The organism is Bradyrhizobium symbiodeficiens, assembly GCF_002266465.3.
GTDB classification, from domain to species: domain Bacteria; phylum Pseudomonadota; class Alphaproteobacteria; order Rhizobiales; family Xanthobacteraceae; genus Bradyrhizobium; species Bradyrhizobium symbiodeficiens.
The window spans coordinates 3,992,329-4,010,047 of sequence record NZ_CP029427.2; the positions used below are offsets into that span (position 1 = coordinate 3,992,329).

A 17,719-nucleotide genomic window follows, 5' to 3' on the forward strand; every position below is an offset into this window, starting at 1 on the left:
GCCAATCCGTTATAGCGCGCTCTGCCGCCATGCGAAGCGCCGCCTTCGATAGCGGTGGAGACCTGCGCCTCGGTCGGATGAGAGGAGCCATCATCCCCGGCAGCGACTGCCAATCGTCTGCGCCGTACCGGGCAATTTGCTTCTGTTTGTTGATCTTGTCCCAATCCATTGTCTCGTCTCTCTCTCTGTTCCATCGTCATGCTCGATGGTGAAGGGTTGTGATCCGGACAGACCAAACCCATGCTCGCGGTAAGGCGAGTGAGCGGCCGTCCGGGGTGCTCTTGCTCGACGGAGCCAGGGCCGCTTACCGGAGGCGTCTGCTGTGGATGCGCAGACGGCCGCGAGACTTTTTCGTCCATTCCAAACGGTGACGAGGGCACCCCGCTTTCGACCAGACCCTCCAGCGCTCGGTCACATCCCATCCATCGCGCTGATGCAGCGCGCCTGCCGGACCGGTTTCCGCATGAGCAGGCGCGAATTGCGCCGCGCAGGGATTGCATTCGGGGAGATTGGGAATTACGAGGGGATTGCTAGATCGCCTTCAATTCCATCAATCAGGCCCGTGTCGTGCATTGCCCGGCGCGGGTCTTCTTTTAGGCGGCGGCCTCTTCGGCTAGATCAGCCACAAAAGTGGCACCAAGAGCTATGCAGGCATGACGATGCGGCTCCCCACCCAAGTTCGGGGTGCTCTGCGTTCCGCCGATGTGCGTGATAGCCAAACGAACCTCCAAAGAATTGCGCGAGCAAGCCTTTGAGGCCTGCTCGCGTCTCCTCCCTCGGAATTCGACCCGCGACGGTTGGCTCCGTTCTGCTGGGTGTTCGGCCTAAGAAGCTAGGCCCAGCAGGGCGGATGTCAACGAGACCACCCCAAATTGGCGGTTCTTAACTCTCGGAAATGCCTTGGCGCCACCTCGCAAAGAATGATAGCACTATGCTAGTTTCAATATAGCATATTGCTATCGGAGGGGCCGTGCCGGGGAAGAGCGCCGACGTCGTGCAGGTAAATGTGCGGCTCCCGGTGGGATTGCGCCGCAAGATCGCGGCCGACGCGCGAAGGAACAAGCGCTCTTTTAACGCCGAGATCGTGCACCGGCTTCAGGAAACATCCTCGGGGCCGGCCACCACGACAAGCGAAGACATCGCGAGACTCGCCGCGATGGAGGCTGTGGAGCTGACCTTGCAGCGCCTCGGCATCGAGCCGAAGCAGTGAGCCATGACATCATCATCGCGGCAATGCCGCTGTTCTAGACCCAACCCGGAGTATGCGTACCAAGAGAGTCGAAACTGCCTACCCTCCCCGTGCCATGCGCGCCGACACCGCCGCGACCTATCTCGACATCAGCAAATCGCTGTTCTTAAGGCTGGTAGAAGAAGGCGTAATCGGGCCGCCAACGAAGGTTCCGGGACATGACGCGGCGACGTGGGACCGGCACGACCTCGACGCGGCCTATGACGATTGGAAGACCGGCAGCGTGCCGGGCGAGAACACGGTGATCAAGCGGCTGAGGGAGTTGCGCAATGAGCATCACAAGAGAGGTCGAGAGGACTAAATATCTCTATCGCAAGGAGCAATGGCTTTATTTCCGGATGGCAGACGGCAAGCTGGTGCCGCTGCCGGCCGACACCGAGTCGCGGGAATTCGCCCGCACCTATGACGCATGCCTGCGCACCCGCAAAGCTCTCGACAAACCGGCCGCCCCGCCAAAGTTTGCGAGACCCAAAGCCGCTCATGTCGTGGCAATGCAAGGCACCGTGCGGGCCGCTGCGGCGATCTATAAAGGCACCACCCACTACCTTGAGGAACTGCGGGACACGACGCGCGCGGCCTATGACTCGGTACTAACCCAGATGATCGACAACATCGGCGACACGCTGATGGCTGATTATGTCGATGTGGACCTGATCGATGAATATACCGAATTGGTCTCCGCGCGCCGCGTCGTGGAAAAGGAGATCAACGGCAAGGTGCGCAAGGTCAAGATGGGCGGCAAGGCGGTGGCGCGCATGCACCTGTTGGTGTTGACCGAGCTGTGGAAGGCCTGCCGTCGCCAGCCGGAATTCAACATCAAGAAAGTCCCGAACCCGTTCCGCGACGCTACCCGGCCCTACAAGAAAGCCAAGAACCCGGCGCAGCCGTGGAGCGAGGACGCGCAACGTCTATTTATCGATACCGCGCCCGACAATCTGGTTTTAGGCGTGCTGTTGCTGCGCTATTTCGGCCAACGCGGCAGCGACGCGGTGAAGGTCCTTTGGAAGGAATTTGTTTCCCGCACCGAGATTGTCGCCGGCAAAAAGGTGGTGCGCTGGGGCATTCTGGTGGCACCGCAAAAGGGCGACGATCCGGAACCGGAATTTCTGGAATTGCCCGCCATTCTAGCGGACGCCCTGCTCGCTGCGCGCGAGACACGGGGCGCGGCCGAAACCATTCTGGTCAATCGGTGGGGCCAGCCATGGACGGGCGCGCGCGGCCTTGGGCAGGCGATCCGGCTGCACCTGATTAAGGTCGGGCTCGCAGCCAAGGGGGTCAAGACGATCCATATGCACGGGCTCCGCAAGAACGCGGCGATCATGGCGGCCGATACCGACTTCGGCATTGACGGCATCAAAACCATCACCCTGCATCGATCGGACGAAATGGCGAAATACTACGCCGAGAAGCGGAACCGCGAACGGTTGCGGTCCAAGGTGGTGGCGCGCATCAACGAAATGGTGGCGGAGGAACAGACGCCACGGCCACGCAAGCGGGCCGGGTTGCGCGTGGTCAGATAGGCCCTACATGGAACGCGGAGGGTGCGCGGCGGCTTCGGCCGCCGCTTCACCGGAAGAATTCGGCTTTTCGACGCATCGGGAAGAGCCTTCAAAAAGTGGGAATTGACCTGCGGGAAGTCATTGATTTCAAATACTTCCGAGAAAACCATTTGATTCTGCGTATCCTTGCACTTAACTATGCCGGGCGCGGGATACCAAATGAATTGGGTATGACCGCGGGACTATCGGAGACCAGCCATGACGACCGACGTGACCATCAGTGACCGCGCCGCACGCCGGATTGGGGAGATCCTCAAGGGCGAAGGCACAGGCGCGATGCTGCGCATCTCGGTCGAGGGTGGCGGCTGCTCGGGCTTCCAGTACAAGTTCGATATCGACCGGGCGCGAACCGACGACGATCTCGTGATCGAGCAGGACAACGCGGTGGTGCTGGTCGATTCCGCCTCGCAGCCGTTCCTGGCCGGCTCGCAGGTCGATTTCGTCGATGATCTGATCGGCGCCTCGTTCCGCGTCAACAATCCCAACGCCACCGCGTCCTGCGGCTGCGGCACCAGCTTCTCGATCTGACCGGTATCAGGCGCCCGTCATCTGCCTTTCCTCGTCCGTCCACTCGACATCGAGCGGCATCAGCGCCGGCTGGAGCGGCGCGTCTTCCGACATCGTGTGGCCGTCGAGCGCACGCAGCAGCGCGGCGACCAGCGCCGGCTTGCGCAGCGGCTTGGCGAGGAAATCCGACATGCCTGCCTCGCGGCAGATCCTGACGTCCTCGGGGAAGGCGTTGGCCGTCAGCGCGACGATCGGCAAGGCCGCCAAGCGCCCGCCTTGCGCACGGATCGCGCGGGTGGCTGCAAGCCCGTCCATGTCGGGCATGCGCACGTCCATCAGCACCACATCGTAGTTGCCCTCTGATGCCGCCGCGACGGCTTCAGTGCCGTCGGTGACGACGCGCAGCTCGACGTCGAAGGCCCCCAACATCTTGCTCACGACCATGCGGTTGACCGCATCGTCCTCCGCGACCAGCACCTTCAACGGTCGATCGAGGCCGGCGATCCGGGCCTTGAGCTCCTCGGCCTCGTCTTGGCCGGCCGTATGCTCGGAAGCCTGCACCTGGCTCCAGGGCAGTACCAGCGTGAAGCAGAAGGTCGAGCCCTCCCCGGGCGTCGAGGTGACGCCGATGGTGCCGCCCATCTGCTCGATGATGCGCCGGGAGATTGCAAGCCCAAGCCCGGTGCCGCCGAAGCGGCGGCTGATCGAGGCATCGGCCTGCGCGAAGTCGCTGAAGAGCTGGCCGAGTTTTTCGGGGGCGATACCGATGCCGCTGTCAGTCACCGTCCATTCGACGGTCGCCAGCAGGTCTCGGCGTGCCTGGCAGGTCGCGCAGATCGTCACCTCGCCCTCATCGGTGAACTTCACCGCGTTGGACGCGAAGTTGAGCAGCACCTGGCGAATGCGCGCGACGTCGCCGCGCAGCGTCGGCGGCAGGTTCGGGTCGAGCTCGACCTTGATCGCCAATCCCTTGCTATTGGCGCTCGCGCGCGCGACGTTCGCGACCATCTCGACCAGCGCCTGCGGGGCGAAGTCGATCGCCTCGAAGGCGAAGCGTCCGGCCTCGAGCTTGGAGAGGTCGAGGATGTCGTTGAGGATGCGCTGGAGATTGTCGCCGGACTCGCGGATCGTGGTCACCGCCTCGTGCTGCTCCGGATCGAGCTTGGTCTCCAGCAACATACTGGCGAGCCCGAGCACGCCGTTCATGGGCGTGCGGATCTCGTGGCTCATCACCGCGAGGAAGTCCGATTTCGCGCGGCTCTCGGCCTCGGCCTTTTCCGCGCGCCAGCGCTCGGTCACGTCGCGCCCGAAGCCGCGATAACCGAGGAACTGGCCCTCGCGGTCATAGGCCGGCTTGGCCGTCAGCGACCACAGCCGCGCCTCGCCGCCGGCGACGACCTTGATGTTCATCTCGTGCAGCGGCTCGTTCTGCTCCATCAGGCCGACAACGTTGTAGGCCGCGCTCTTCTCCTCGGGGCAGAGCATGTCGAGCACGTCGGCGAAATACGATCCCTTCAGCAGCGGCAGCGGCAATTGCGCAACGTCGGCGAAGCGTTGGGGCACATTGACCAGATGTCCCTCGGCGTCGGTCTGCCACAGCCAGTCGCTGGCGTTCTCCTGGAAGTCCTTCAGCAGCAATGAGATGATCTCGGTCTGCCGCTCCAGCTCGAGCTGGGCCTTGAGATTGCCGAGGAACAGATTGCCCTGCGAGACGATGTTGCGCGCCATGAAGAACGCGAACAGCAGCAGGAACACCGCCGTCACCAGATACGGCCCGGTGCCGCACAGCAGCAGCGCGCCCGCGCAGCCGACCGTCATGGTGGCGAGATAGACCAGGCCGGCGCGCGGGAAGGTCGAGAACGTGAAGGCGCCGCCGGACATCATGCCGACCATCAGGCAGGCCAGGATCAACTGGCTGGTCGGCTCGATACGGCTGAACAGAGCGAGCGGCAGCGCGCCCCAGATCGCAGCGAGGAAGACTGCCTGGCGCAGCATCTGACGCGCGGCGCGTGGCGAGGCCTCCTGCGGCGGGTTGCGATGCGACCGCCGCCATGAGCGCACCGCCAGCGAGGCGGTGGCGGCGAGGGTCAGGCCCCAGATCGCGAGGAAGTCGTTCCAGCCGCGGCCCCAGAACAGGATCAGCACGATGCCGACGTTGAGCATCGTCACCGCCATCGTCACCGGGATCAGCCGCGTCACGGCGTCGATCTGCTTGGCGCGGATGCGGCCGATCTCGCGCTCGCTGAGGCCGGCAGTCAGGCTGTCCTCGATCTCGAAGCCGCCGAGCCAATACAGGAACGCGCCGATCAGGCCGTCACGCGGCTCGGTTCGCTTCATCGATTTGTCCGGCCATCCCATCCGAGGAACCTTTTGACGATCAATGGCCTGCCGCCTGCTTAAGCCGGGTTAATTTTGTGGGAGATTTTGCGGCGTCCTTGACGGGCGCGTTTGCAGTTTGTTCTAACCATGGCCCCTGCCCGGAGCCCGCCGACATGACCATCAGAGTTGCCACCTGGAACGTGAACTCGGTCCGGCAGCGGATCGACCTTCTCCTGACCTGGCTGAAGGAATGCCAGCCGGACATCGTCTGCCTGCAGGAGATCAAATGCGTCGACGAGGCCTTCCCGCGGCTGGAGATCGAGGCGCTCGGCTACAACGTGGTCACGCACGGGCAGAAGACGTTCAACGGCGTTGCCCTGCTCTCCAAGCTCCGGTTCGACGAGACCAAGTCGGGACTGGCCGGCGACGATGAGGATGCCCACGCCCGTTTCCTCGAAGGCGTGGTGACGCTGAAGTCTGGCGTGCTGCGCATCGCGTGCCTTTACCTGCCCAACGGCAATCCGGTCGGGACCGAGAAATATCCCTACAAGCTCAAATGGATGTCCCGGCTTCTTGAATATTCGAAGGAGCGCCTCAAGACCGAGGAGCCGCTGATCCTCGCAGGCGACTTCAACGTGATCCCGCACGCCCGCGACGTCCACAATCCCGCCGCCTGGACCGAGGACGCCCTGTTCAAGCCCGAGACGCGGGAGAGCTTCCAGTCCCTGCTCGGCCTCGGCCTGACCGACGCCCTGCGGGCCGTGACCGACGAGCCGGGCCTCTACACGTTCTGGGATTATCAGGCCGGCGCCTGGCAGAAGAATCAGGGCCTGCGGATCGATCATCTGCTGCTGTCGCCGCAGGCCAGCGACCGGCTCGCCAATGTCGGCATCGACAGCTATGTGCGGGCCTGGGAGAAGCCGTCGGACCACGTACCGGTGTGGGCGGATCTGGATCTGGAGGCGGCGTGAACGGAAGCTTGATGGGCGGATTACGCCTTCGGCCAATCCGCCCTACGACACTGGAATCGGGGTTTTAATCCCGGCGGCCCTGCACCCACTGCTCCAGCATCTGCAGGCACATGGCGCGGTCGTCGTCGGAGGCCTTGGCGAGGGCGCGGTTGTAGTTTTCCTTGATCCAGGTCTCTTCCGCGCCGGCGCTGTCACGCGCCAGCGTCAGCCACATCAGGCCGCGCGCGGCCTGCCGCGGCAGGCGGTCGCCGTTGAACAGCATCTGGCCGAGCAGTGCCTGGGCCTGATGCTGGCCCTTCTGCGCGGCAAGGCCGAGCCAGCGCGCGCCGTACCGGAAATCCTCGCGCGAGGCGTCCGGCGTCTTCAGGTAGAGCCGGGCGAGATCGTATTGCGCGTCGGCATTGCCGAAATAGGACGCCGCATAGGAGAACATCTCCCGCGCCCGATCCGGATCCGATTTGATCTTCGAGTTCGGGATGCCGCTGAGATAATAGCGGCCGAGCGCGACGAAGGCGTTGGCCACGATCTGCGCCTGCGGCGCCGACGGGCTGTCCTCGGCATGCGCATTGGCGATCCGGCTGAAATATTCGAAGGCGCGCAGATCGTCCTGGGCGACGCCGTCGCCATTGGCGTACATGCGGCCGAGCTTCCACTGCGCGATGGGGTGACCACCCTCGGCGGCATATTGCAGCGCGCTGAGCGAGGTCTCCTGAGGCACGGCCGCCGGCGCGACCTTGCCGCGCACTCCACCCGTGACATTGGGCAAGGCGGTCACGACCGGGATGGTGGCGTCCTTCGGGTTGACCGGCGCGCCGTCGAAGGCAAGCGCCGGCGCGGCCAGCGCACTGGCCCCCAACACAAACGCAACAATGGCACGCCTAGATGTCCGCATAACACTGTTTCTCGTGCGCGCCGCCCGGATGGGTCACTGCCCCCCCGACCGCTGGTCCAACCTGTTGAGCATATTTCCAGAGCGCACCTGATGTGTGGTTAGTCGCGCGAGCGCTCCACTTGGTCTTGCGCTGGGCGAGCTCGGCGTCGCTCAATTTTACGTTAAGGGTACCGGCGACCGCGTCGATCTCGATGATGTCGCCGTCCTCGAGCAGCCCGATCGGGCCGCCAATGGCCGCCTCGGGCCCGACATGGCCGATGCAGAAGCCGCGGGTGGCGCCGGAGAAACGGCCGTCGGTGATGAGCGCGATCTTGCCGCCCATGCCCTGGCCGGTCAGCGCCGCGGTGGTCTGGAGCATTTCCCGCATGCCGGGACCGCCCTTGGGCCCCTCGTAGCGGATCACGATGACTTCGCCTTCGCGGTAGGTGCGCTTCTGGACCGCCTCGAAAGCATCCTCCTCACGGTCGAAGCACCTGGCCGGACCGGTGAACCTGAGGTTGGACATTCCCGCGACTTTCACGATCGCACCTTCTGGCGCCAGATTGCCCTTCAGACCGACCACGCCGCCAGTGACGGTGATGGGCTTGTCTGCCGGGTGCACCACGTCCTGGTGCGGATTCCATTTCACGCTCTTGAGGTTTTCGGCGATCGTGCGGCCCGTGACGGTAAGGCAATCACCGTGCAGGAAGCCATTGTCGAGCAGCGTCTTCATCAGAAGCGGTATGCCACCTACTTCAAACATGTCTTTGGCGACATAACGGCCACCCGGCTTCAAATCCGCGACATATGGTGTCTTTTTGAAGATTTCGGCGACGTCGAACAGGTCGAACTTGATGCCGCACTCATGCGCGATCGCCGGCAGGTGCAGCGCAGCATTCGTCGAGCCGCCGGACGCGGCAACCACGGCGGCGGCATTCTCCAGCGCCTTGAGGGTCACGATGTCGCGCGGCCGGATGTTCTGGGCGATCAGGTCCATGACCTTCTCGCCCGCGGTCATGCAGAAGGCATCGCGGATTTCGTAGGGTGCCGGAGCACCGGCCGAGTAAGGCAGCGCAAGGCCGATCGCCTCGGAGACGGTCGCCATGGTGTTGGCGGTGAACTGCGCGCCGCAGGCGCCCGCCGAGGGGCACGCCACGCGCTCGATCTCGTCGAGGTCCTCGTCCGACATGGCGCCGACCGAGTGCTTGCCGACGGCCTCGAACATGTCCTGCACGGTGACCTGCTGCCCGCGGAACGTGCCGGGCAGGATCGAGCCGCCATAGATAAAGATCGAGGGGACGTTGAGACGGACCATCGCCATCATCATGCCCGGCAGCGACTTGTCGCAGCCGGCGAGCCCGACGAGCGCGTCATAGGCATGGCCGCGCACGGTCAACTCGACCGAATCGGCGATGCATTCGCGCGACGGCAGCGAGGAGCGCATGCCGTCATGGCCCATGGCGATGCCGTCGGTCACGGTGATGGTGCAGAATTCGCGCGGCGTGCCGCCGGCGGACGCCACGCCCTTCTTCACAGCCTGGGCCTGGCGCATCAGGGAAATGTTGCAGGGCGCGGCCTCGTTCCAGCAGGAAGCGACACCGACGAAGGGCTGGTGGATCTGCGCGGTGGTCAGACCCATGGCGTAGAAGTAGGAGCGATGGGGCGCGCGCGTTGGCCCTTCCGTCACGTGACGGCTCGGCAGCCTCTGCTTGATGTCGGTCTTCGCGTCCATCGCAAACCAGTTTCCCCGGTGAACCCTTTCAGACCCGAAAAATCAGAGCCAAGATTTGAATCGACCTTGGGATTTCTCGTCGCCCTCGAAGATCGCCGCTGCCCTAAAACATTAGAGTGATTTTATTCATGTTCGGGTGTGGCCAAAAAGCGGCGGCGATGCGAACGGCCGGTAATGAAGGTTAAATCCGGAATGAGTGTTGCGGGGACACCACAATCGTTACCCGGAAGACACGAGTCGAACTACCGCAATACCCTCGTTGGGAGGGCCCACCACAACCTCAGATTTTGTTTCGGCAATTCACCTCCGAGTTTGCTCCACGACACGGTGACCGCGCGGCTGAGTCGGGCGCGCTCCCCTCACGAATGGCTTTCGCCTGGCGTCCCGGACAAGCCGCAACGCGCGAGCGGAGCGGCAGGGCCTGGACCAGAAAGGCGAAAGGCTGCGAAGCGGATGGATAGGCCCCGGCTCTGCAGCGCACCGTCGAACCGGACGATCCGCTGAGGCGGCAAATTGGTTCTCCAATTATCGCTGTCATTCCCCGCGCAGGCGGGGAATCCAGTACGCCGCGGCTTCTCAGTTCAATCACTGCCGTCTTGGAGTACTGGATCGCCCGCCCCTGTGCGCAAGCGCGCACAAGGCGGGCGATGACGCTGAGTGTGTGGCTGCAGACACGCCTTCGCAATCTCGCGGCGCGTTTCGCCCGAGCTTTGCTTGGTCTCGCTACCCTCTGAATCCAAGAGGGCACAGGGAAGGCCGGGTGCCGGCTGGCACCCGCGGTCCGCTGCGCGAAAAGCACGCGCAAAAAAGACCGCACAGCAGCATACAGGTGTCGCCGATCACTCGGCCTTCCCTGCGCAGTGGCTGGACGGCTTATGCCGTGATCTCCCGGGAGCCGACCATTCCTTTTGGCCTCCCTCGCCGTTCAAATTGACGATGCCGTCCACCCGGTTGGGCTCGCGCACATCTTCGAACAGCTTGACCGTGGCAACGACGGTCAGGACCACACGGTTTTGCCGTACGCACGGCCCGCCATGTCGCCGCAGTATTCCCGGGCCCTGTCGACAGAGCCGGAAACTTACGAGCGAGACGAAGCCTGACAGCGCCGTCGTCCGCACGCGGTTACGGACTCACAGGGACTACCCGCCCTGCCCGCACCTCTCGTGCCGACGCTGCCGCGTCCACCGCAACCCCGGCTCGCGAACATGACGACTTCACGTCGCCCCTCTTGGGTGAGCCGGGATGGGCGACACATACGCCGAAACCGAATTTCGGTAAAGTGGAATCTTTTTGCGTGCGTGGATTGACAGAGGGCGACACAGGCAACGGTCAGTAGCCCGGATGAGCGCAGCGACATCCGGGACAGTGCAAAATGCCGGGCGAGCGGCCCCGGATTACGCTGCGCTCCACCCGGGCTACGGTCACGATCGTCCGCTCAGGCCGACATCGCTCGCTTGGGCCCCGACGGATCGACAAGACGCACGATCTCGCAGACGGCAACGAGGCCGGCGAGCCAGACGGCGCAGGTCAGAGCGATGCGCATCACGATGGCGGCGGTGAAGGCGCCCTCGCTGCCAAGGAACGGCGTCGCGGCGAGCAGCGCGAACTCATAGACGGCAAAGGCGGCGACGAGCGCGATCGCCAGCATCAGCGGCGTGCGGCCCCGCGGCAGCAGGCCGAGCACCGTCGACGCTGCCGCGGTCGAGAGAAGCGCAGCCGCGCCGATAACAAAGCCCCAGGCAATCGTGCTGGAGTCGACTGGATAATGCAGCACGCCGAAACCGATGGTCTGGTTGACGAGCCAGGCGCCCGTGACGACGAGCAGCGCCGGGCGCTGCGGCAGCATCGCCGCGGCAACGACCGCGAAGGCCGCAAACGGCGTTGCACAGGCGAACGCGAAGCTGGCGAGCGCGCATGAGGCCGTCAGCAGCGCAAAGCAGAACATCGGCGCAAGGCGCGACGCGACCGGGTGAAGCCGGAAGCGATCGCCGCGAGACGGCAGGATGCCATGAGCCATGGTGTTGAGAGGCACGGGTGATCTCCTTCTCTTTGAGGTCTAGTACATTTGGGCGCGCGTAACAGCCTGACGTAAATCAGAACGTTGCACCGGCCTTGAGCAGATAGGTGCGGCCCGGCAGCGGATAGGCGCTGAAGCGGCCATCCGTGAAGGTGCTCGCGATGGCGTAGTCGTAGTAGAGCGCATTCAGCACATTGTTGACGCTCAGGGACCAGAAGTAGCGTTCATATCGGCCGCCGAGCTTGAGATCGATGGTGCCGTTGGCGGGGATCGGCTTCTGGGTGCCGGCCTGGTCGTTGTCCATGCGCCGTTCGCTCCAGAACCGCGCGGTCGCATCGAGCACCACATAGTCCTGCCAGATGTTCCAGGTGACACCCGCACTCGCCGTGTAGCGCGACACCAGCGGCACATCGTTGCCGGCCCAGATGCCTTCGCGGAAGACGGCACGGGTATAGGCCACGCCGGAGCGCAACAGCAGGGCGTCGTTGACGCGATAGGACAGGCTGGTCTCCGAACCGTAGCGCCGGGTCGGATCGAGATTGGTGTTGTAGAACAGGACCGGGCTGAAATGGACCTCGTTGGTGAGATCCATCAGATAAACACTGCTCTGCAGCTGCAACCCGCCGCCCTTGATGCGCAGCCCGCCCTCGATGTCCTCCGAGGTCTGGGTCTTGAGCTGGAAGGTTTGCGGAATTGAAGCGAAGGTCAGCGGGTCGAAGGACGGCCCCGAGGACAGACGCTCATCGACGTCGGGGGTGCGGAAGGCGCGCGCGGCGCGACCGAACAGCGAGACCACGTCATTGAGGCGATGCTCGGCCCCGAGATGCAGCGCATATTGGGTCTCGTTGCTCGTCAGCGGCAGCGCGCCGATGTCGGCGTTGAACGGCGCGGCCGGATCGAAATTGTCGCGTGCCGCAAGTCCGATGGTCTGCACCCGCGCGCCGTAGGAGACGTCGGTGGTGGGCGTTATCCCCAAATTGTGCTGGAAATAACCCGCGACCGTCTGCTGCCTGAGGTCGTAATTGTGCCAGGCCGCGAGCCCCTGCCCGGCGCCGCGGTTCTGTTCAAAGCTGGCATCGTAATAGTCGATGCCGGTCAGGAGCTGCGACGGCATGCCGAGCAGCAGGCTCTTCACGCTGAGCCGCGGCGTGATCGACCAATTCGTCAGATGGGAGCCAACATAGGTCGACGTGAAGAAGGCAGGAACCGGTGCCGGGCTGGAGAAGAACGCGCTCTGCTGCTTCTTGTCACGCACGCCGCCATCGACGATGAGATCGACGCCGTTGACCAGGGTCCTGGTAAAGCCCGCAGTCGCGCTGAAACCCTGCTGATTGGCGTAGTTGAACGGCGTGCTGGTCCCTCGCCGGTTGGCCCTGAGCTCGTCGAGGCCGATCGAGGGATCGACGGTGCGGCCGCCCGGCAGTCGCAGCTCCTGATTGTCGCCGGTGACAGTGAGAAATGCGGTCAGGCCGGGCGTGGTGTAATTGAGATTGCCGACGGCGTTCTTCTGGGAATAGCGATTGTTATCGCGATAGCCGTCGGTCCTGACCGCATTGCCGTAGAACGACGTCGACCACGGACCGGAATTGAGCGAGGTCGAGACATTGCCGAGCCGGGTGTTGAACGAGCCGAAGCCGGCCTCGATGCGAGCGCTCACGGGCGGTCCGCCGACGCCATTTTTGGTGATGATGTTGATCACGCCGCCGACCGCATTGTCGCCGTAGAGCACCGCACCGGAATTGCCGCGCGTGACCTCGATGCGCTCGATGGAATCGAGCGGGATGGTGGAGAGGTCCACCTGCGCCATGTCGACGTCGTTCAGCCGCCTGCCATTGACCAGCACCAGCGTGTTGGCGGTGGCAAAGGCGCCGAAGCCGCGCAGGTCCACGCCGGTCTTGGCAGCGATCGGGCCGCCGTAGAACGTCGTGATCTGGGCGCCGGGAACTTGCGTCGCGATGATCTCGGCAAGCGTCTGCGATGGCGAATGCGCGATATCCGCGGCCGTGATGACGGTCGTGGCAGCCCCGACGATGCCGCCGTTGCCGGCGGCAGTTTCACCGCCGGAGCCGGATGAGCCGACGCCATTTCCTGCCGGCGCGACATCCGCGATCGTCTTGCGCCGCGTCGTCTCGCCGTCACCGGTTGCCCTCGCGCGCGTGCGGTTCTGATCGGAGGGCTGGGTCACTTCGATCGATGGCAGCTGCTCGGCCAGGACCCGCTGGGCAAAGGCGGGAGACAGATCGAACGAATGGAAGGAAACCGATGCGAGCAGGCCGGCGGCAAGGCGCCTGGCGGCAGGGACGACACGGGACACAATTGTAACCTCGGTATGACGTCAGTGGCACGTCACAGCGAACGAGGTTTCACGGCAGAGCCATGGATTGCTCCGGTGAAGCCGATGTCTGTACTCCCCGACCGACATCTTCGCGTGTGACCACGGCTGACGGCAGGTCTCCTGGCTCGCGGGTCGTTACCTTGCGTCGCCTTCCCAGGACCGAGTTTCCCAGTGGCATGAGACGAAAGATTCACCGCTTACAGTTGCGGGGGCAGCCGTGGCGTTGAGACAAATCCTTAGCGTTGGGACGTCCCGCACCACATTCCCTTTTGATCTCCGTGAGGAGAACCGTCACCGGTCATTTAGGGGCCAACGCCTTGGCGAGTCAATCGACGGCTACGCCAGGGAACAGCTCTGCGTGGCCGGAAGCTCGCCGGGGGGAGCGGGTTCGTTCCGCTCCCCCTGCGCCGCCAGAGCCTGGCGGAGCGCGGTCTCCAGGTCCTGTTGCTGAAACGGCTTCTGCAGGATCGGAACGTGGCGGAAGTCCGCAAGCAGGCTCGCAGGACCGTAACCGGTGGCGAACACGTAAGGTATGCCGCGTTCTGCGATACAGCGCGCGACCTCGAAAGTCTGCCGCCCGTTGAGATTGACGTCGAGGACGGCAACGTCATACGAGAGCGCAGCCGCCTTCTCGAGCGCGTCATCGACGCGCGAGGCCATGCCCGCGATCTCGCAACCGGCATCGACAAGGGAATCCTCGAGCAGCATCATCACCAGCGACTCGTCTTCGACGACGAAGACCCGCTGGCCAGCCAGATCGGTTTCAGGTTTCATGAGGGCCTCCCGACAGCCATCGTTGCGATATCGAATCCGCCCAGGCTGGCGCGGATTTCATGCAGCGGCGCGCGAATGACGCAAACGACGCCTTCAGGCGCGAAGCGCAGATCGACATCGGCGCCGCCGAATTCGTGGGGCAGCCCCTGCTGAATCAGGCGGGTGCCGAACCCGCGCCGCGACGGCGGGGCCACGGCGGGACCGCCCAGCTCGGTCCAGCACAGCTCGAAGCGATCGTCGACCTTCCAGGCGAGGTCGACGGTTCCCGAACCGTTCGACAGGGCGCCATGCTTGACGGCGTTGGTCGCGAGCTCGTGCAACGCCATCGAGATGGCCAGTGCAGCCGAAGGCCGCATGCGCAGATCGGGCCCGCTGAAATTGAGCCTCGCACTCTCCGGCTCGGCATGCGCGGCGAGAGCCTCGGTCACGACCTCTCTCAGTTCCGCGGACTCCCAATTTTCCCTGACGAGCACATCGTGTGCCTTCGACAAGGCGATCAATCGCGCATCGAACGCCTTGCGCCCCTCCGCCAGGCTGGATGCGTTGCGCAAGGTCTGGAGCGCGAACGACTGCACTGTCGTCAGCGTGTTCTTGACGCGGTGATTGAGCTCGTTGACCAGCAGTTCGCGATGGCGCTCCTGCCGCTTGCGCTCGGTGATGTCGATGGCCGCGCAGACCGCGCCCTGGAACACACCGGCGGCGTCGACGATCGGAGACGCCTGGAAGATCGCGGTGACCGAGGAGCCGTCTTCGAAGCAGAGCTCGAGTTCCTCGCCTGCGACTTCCTCGCCGCGGGCCGCGCGCTGCAGCGGCAGTTCGGACGTCTCGACCTGGACGCGATTGCGAAGGACGCGGCAGGCCGGACGTTCGCCCTCGGGCGCCGACAGCGACATGTTGGTATCGGGCCGGACCCGCAATAGCCGCGCTCCATAGGCATTGCCGAAAACCCGCTTCGCCTCGCGGTCGTGGGTGAACCAGACCGCGGTCGGCACGGTGCTGACGACAGCCTCCAGTCGCGCGGCCTGGCGGCGCTGGATCTCCTCGGCATCCCTGCGAATGCGCGCCAGCTGCAGATTGGCGCGCACCCGCGCCAACAATTCGCGCGCCGAGAACGGTTTGTTGACGTAGTCATCGGCGCCGGCCTCCAGCCCCTCGACGCGGGCCTCTTCGCCGGCGCGCGCCGACAACAGGATGACGGGCGATCCACGCAGATTGTCGTCGCGGCGCAATGCGCCAAGCAGCCCGATGCCGTCGAGGCGCGGCATCATGACGTCGGACAGGATAAGGTCGGGCCGATGGTGCCTCGCGGCGTCCAGCGCGCCCTGCCCGTCGGCGAAGGCCTCCACCCTGTAGCCTTGGGCTTCGAGCAGACGCTTGACATAGTTGCGCAGGTCGGTGTTGTCGTCCGCGAGGATGATGCGCTCGCCGCTGCCACGTGTGGAGGCGTCCGGCGTCTCGCTCGTGCTCTCCAGCGTGAGATCACCGCGCAGATCCATGGCGCCCTCATCCTGCGGCAGCCAGCGCAGCGCCTCCTGGACATAGGCTTCGACTCCGCTTCCGGTCGTCAGCGTCGTCGCAAGGCGGTCGGCAACACGTTCTGCCGGCAGATGAGCCGATCCGAACGGGATCGTAACAGTGAAAACGCTGCCGCGGCCGAATTCGCTCGCCACCGTGATGGCGCCGCCGTGCTGCTTGATCAGCTCGTGCACCAGCGCGAGCCCGATACCGCTGCCCTCGAACGTGCGTCCCTTCGCTCCCTCGATGCGATGAAAGCGCTCGAACAGATGCGGCAGTTCGTCCGGGGGAATCCCCGTGCCGGTGTCACGCACGCGCAATTCGGCGGACTTGCCGTCGGCGCTGGTGCCCATCTCGACCGCGATCTCGCCCTCGAAGGTGAACTTGAACGCGTTGGACATCAGGTTGAGGACGATCTTCTCCCACATCTCGCGATCGACATGGACGTCGTGCGGCAGCGCCGGACAGGCGATGATCAGGCGCAAGCCGGCCCGATCGGTCGCCGAACGGAAGTTCGAGGCGAGTTCGGCGGTGAACGCGGCAAGATCGGTCGGGACGAAGCTCGCCCGCACCCGCCCCGCCTCGATGCGGGAGAAGTCGAGCAGGCTGTTCACCAGCCGCAGCAGGCGGAGCGAATTGCGATGCGCAACGTCGAGCCGCTCGCGCTGCACCTCAGGCAGCGACGTCAGCGAGGTATCGTTGAGCGCGTCCTCGATCGGTCCCAGCATCAGCGTCAGCGGGGTGCGGAACTCGTGGCTGATGTTGGAGAAGAACGTCGTCTTGGCGCGGTCGATCTCAGCCAGCGCCTCGGCACGTCGACGCTCCTCCTCGTAGGCCTGCGCATTGGCCAGGCTGGCGCCGATCTCGCCGGCCGCAAGTTCGAGAAAATTGCGATAGTCGTCGTCGAACAGCCGAAATGGATTGAGGCCGGCGACCAGCACCCCTTTGCGGGCCGTCTCGCCGCGGGCCGGGATGGGGATCACAGCCGCCTGCCGCGGCGGCACGTCCCATGCGCCGCGCGGACATTCGGCCCCGAAGCGCGCGGCGAGATGGGAGACCACCTGCGGCTTCTGTTCGCGAATGACCTCGGCAAGCGGCCAGAGCGCCGGCCCCTCCAACGGGAGCTGCGCCAGCGCCGCGGGATGGTCGGCATCGATACCGCACCTGCCCACCAACGCGATCTCGCGCCCCTCGGGCTCGACCAGATAGATCAGCGCGAACGGCACGTCGCGCGAGTCCGTCGCGAGCGCCAGGCTCGATCGGCGGCAAGCCTCCTGAAGGCTGCGCGTTTCGGCGGTCGTCGCCGCAAGCTCGCGCAGCAGCGCAAGCTGCCGGTCGCCGATGACACGGCGCGTGTCGTCGGTATTGGCGCAGATGATGCCACCGACCAGACCGTCGTCATCGGGAATCGGACTGTAGGAGAAGGTGTAATAGGTCTCCTCCGGATAGCCGCTCCGCTCCATGATCAGAAGTTGCTCTTCGACGTAGGTGCCCTCGTCGCCTCCCATCGCGGTCGCGAGCATCGGGCCGATGTCGGTCCAGATCTCGCGCCAGATTTCCGCAGTCGGCCGGCCCAGCGCCCAGGGATGCTTGCCGCCGATGATCGACTTGTAGGCGTCGTTGTAGAGATAGATCAGCTCCCGTCCCCAGCCGATCCAGATCGGCTGGCGCGAGGTCAGCATGATGCGCACGGCCGTCTTGAGGCTGCGCGGCCAGCTTTGCGGCTCTCCCAGCGGCGTGCTGGTCCAGTCGTGGGCGCGCATGCGTGCACCCATTTCTCCACCGCCTGAGAGGAAATCTGCGGGAGCCCTCGCCGTTGTTGGCTCGACAGCACTGTTCACTTGGGGCTCCGACGCACGCGACGCGCGCA

12 protein-coding genes and 1 riboswitch are annotated in these 17,719 nt (G+C 64.6%); of the genes, 5 read left to right on the top strand and 7 right to left on the bottom strand.

Annotation, left to right across the window (positions count from 1 at the left end):
• Positions 1-970 precede the first annotated feature (970 nt).
• From CIT39_RS18545 to erpA, 4 genes are all read left to right on the top strand, one after another.
• The gene (locus CIT39_RS18545) at positions 971-1,210 is read left to right on the top strand and encodes an Arc family DNA-binding protein (RefSeq protein WP_101635117.1); all 240 of its coding nucleotides are present in this window, start codon (positions 971-973) and stop codon (positions 1,208-1,210) included.
• A 94-nt stretch (positions 1,211-1,304) separates the two neighbouring features.
• Complete coding sequence (locus CIT39_RS18550; RefSeq protein ID WP_109853907.1) at positions 1,305-1,550, top strand: hypothetical protein; 246 nt, start codon at positions 1,305-1,307, stop codon at positions 1,548-1,550.
• Positions 1,519-2,769, top strand: a complete 1,251-nt coding sequence (locus CIT39_RS18555) for a hypothetical protein (RefSeq protein ID WP_148667327.1) — start codon at positions 1,519-1,521, stop codon at positions 2,767-2,769. The genes CIT39_RS18550 and CIT39_RS18555 overlap by 32 nt, the downstream gene beginning before the upstream one ends.
• 237 nt (positions 2,770-3,006) lie before the next feature.
• Positions 3,007-3,336, top strand: a complete 330-nt coding sequence (erpA, locus tag CIT39_RS18560) for an iron-sulfur cluster insertion protein ErpA (protein ID WP_094890440.1) — start codon at positions 3,007-3,009, stop codon at positions 3,334-3,336.
• Positions 3,337-3,342: 6 nt separating this feature from the next.
• On the opposite strand, the gene CIT39_RS18565 is transcribed toward erpA, so the two are convergent.
• Positions 3,343-5,673, bottom strand: a complete 2,331-nt coding sequence (locus tag CIT39_RS18565) for an ATP-binding protein (RefSeq protein ID WP_094977773.1) — start codon at positions 5,671-5,673, stop codon at positions 3,343-3,345.
• A gap of 134 nt (positions 5,674-5,807) precedes the next feature.
• Between CIT39_RS18565 and xth the strand changes: the two genes are divergently transcribed.
• Positions 5,808-6,605, top strand: coding sequence for an exodeoxyribonuclease III (gene xth / locus CIT39_RS18570; RefSeq protein WP_094977772.1), 798 nt, complete (start codon positions 5,808-5,810; stop codon positions 6,603-6,605).
• Between the two features lie 64 nt (positions 6,606-6,669).
• Here xth and CIT39_RS18575 read toward each other — a convergent pair whose 3' ends face one another.
• The 6 genes from CIT39_RS18575 to CIT39_RS18600 all read right to left on the bottom strand — a co-directional run bounded on the left by CIT39_RS18575 (position 6,670) and on the right by CIT39_RS18600 (position 17,624).
• Entirely contained in the window at positions 6,670-7,497 is an 828-nt protein-coding gene (locus CIT39_RS18575; RefSeq protein WP_094977771.1) for a tetratricopeptide repeat protein, read from the bottom strand.
• Positions 7,484-9,208: a dihydroxy-acid dehydratase gene (ilvD, locus tag CIT39_RS18580; RefSeq protein ID WP_094977770.1), complete on the bottom strand. Its 1,725-nt coding sequence runs from the start codon at positions 9,206-9,208 to the stop codon at positions 7,484-7,486. Before ilvD ends, CIT39_RS18575 begins: the two co-directional genes overlap by 14 nt.
• 1,435 nt (positions 9,209-10,643) lie before the next feature.
• Positions 10,644-11,225 carry a hypothetical protein gene (locus CIT39_RS18585; RefSeq protein WP_094977876.1) on the bottom strand — a complete coding sequence of 194 codons (582 nt, stop codon included), beginning with the start codon at positions 11,223-11,225 and terminating at the stop codon, positions 10,644-10,646.
• 76 nt (positions 11,226-11,301) lie between these two features.
• Complete coding sequence (locus CIT39_RS18590) at positions 11,302-13,539, bottom strand: TonB-dependent receptor (RefSeq protein ID WP_094977769.1); 2,238 nt, start codon at positions 13,537-13,539, stop codon at positions 11,302-11,304.
• A 114-nt stretch (positions 13,540-13,653) separates the two neighbouring features.
• A riboswitch (cobalamin riboswitch) is annotated at positions 13,654-13,868 on the bottom strand.
• Between the two features lie 28 nt (positions 13,869-13,896).
• Positions 13,897-14,334, bottom strand: coding sequence for a response regulator (locus CIT39_RS18595; protein ID WP_094977768.1), 438 nt, complete (start codon positions 14,332-14,334; stop codon positions 13,897-13,899).
• Entirely contained in the window at positions 14,331-17,624 is a 3,294-nt protein-coding gene (locus CIT39_RS18600) for an ATP-binding protein (RefSeq protein WP_094977767.1), read from the bottom strand. The genes CIT39_RS18595 and CIT39_RS18600 overlap by 4 nt, the downstream gene beginning before the upstream one ends.
• Between the last annotated feature and the right edge of the window lie 95 nt (positions 17,625-17,719).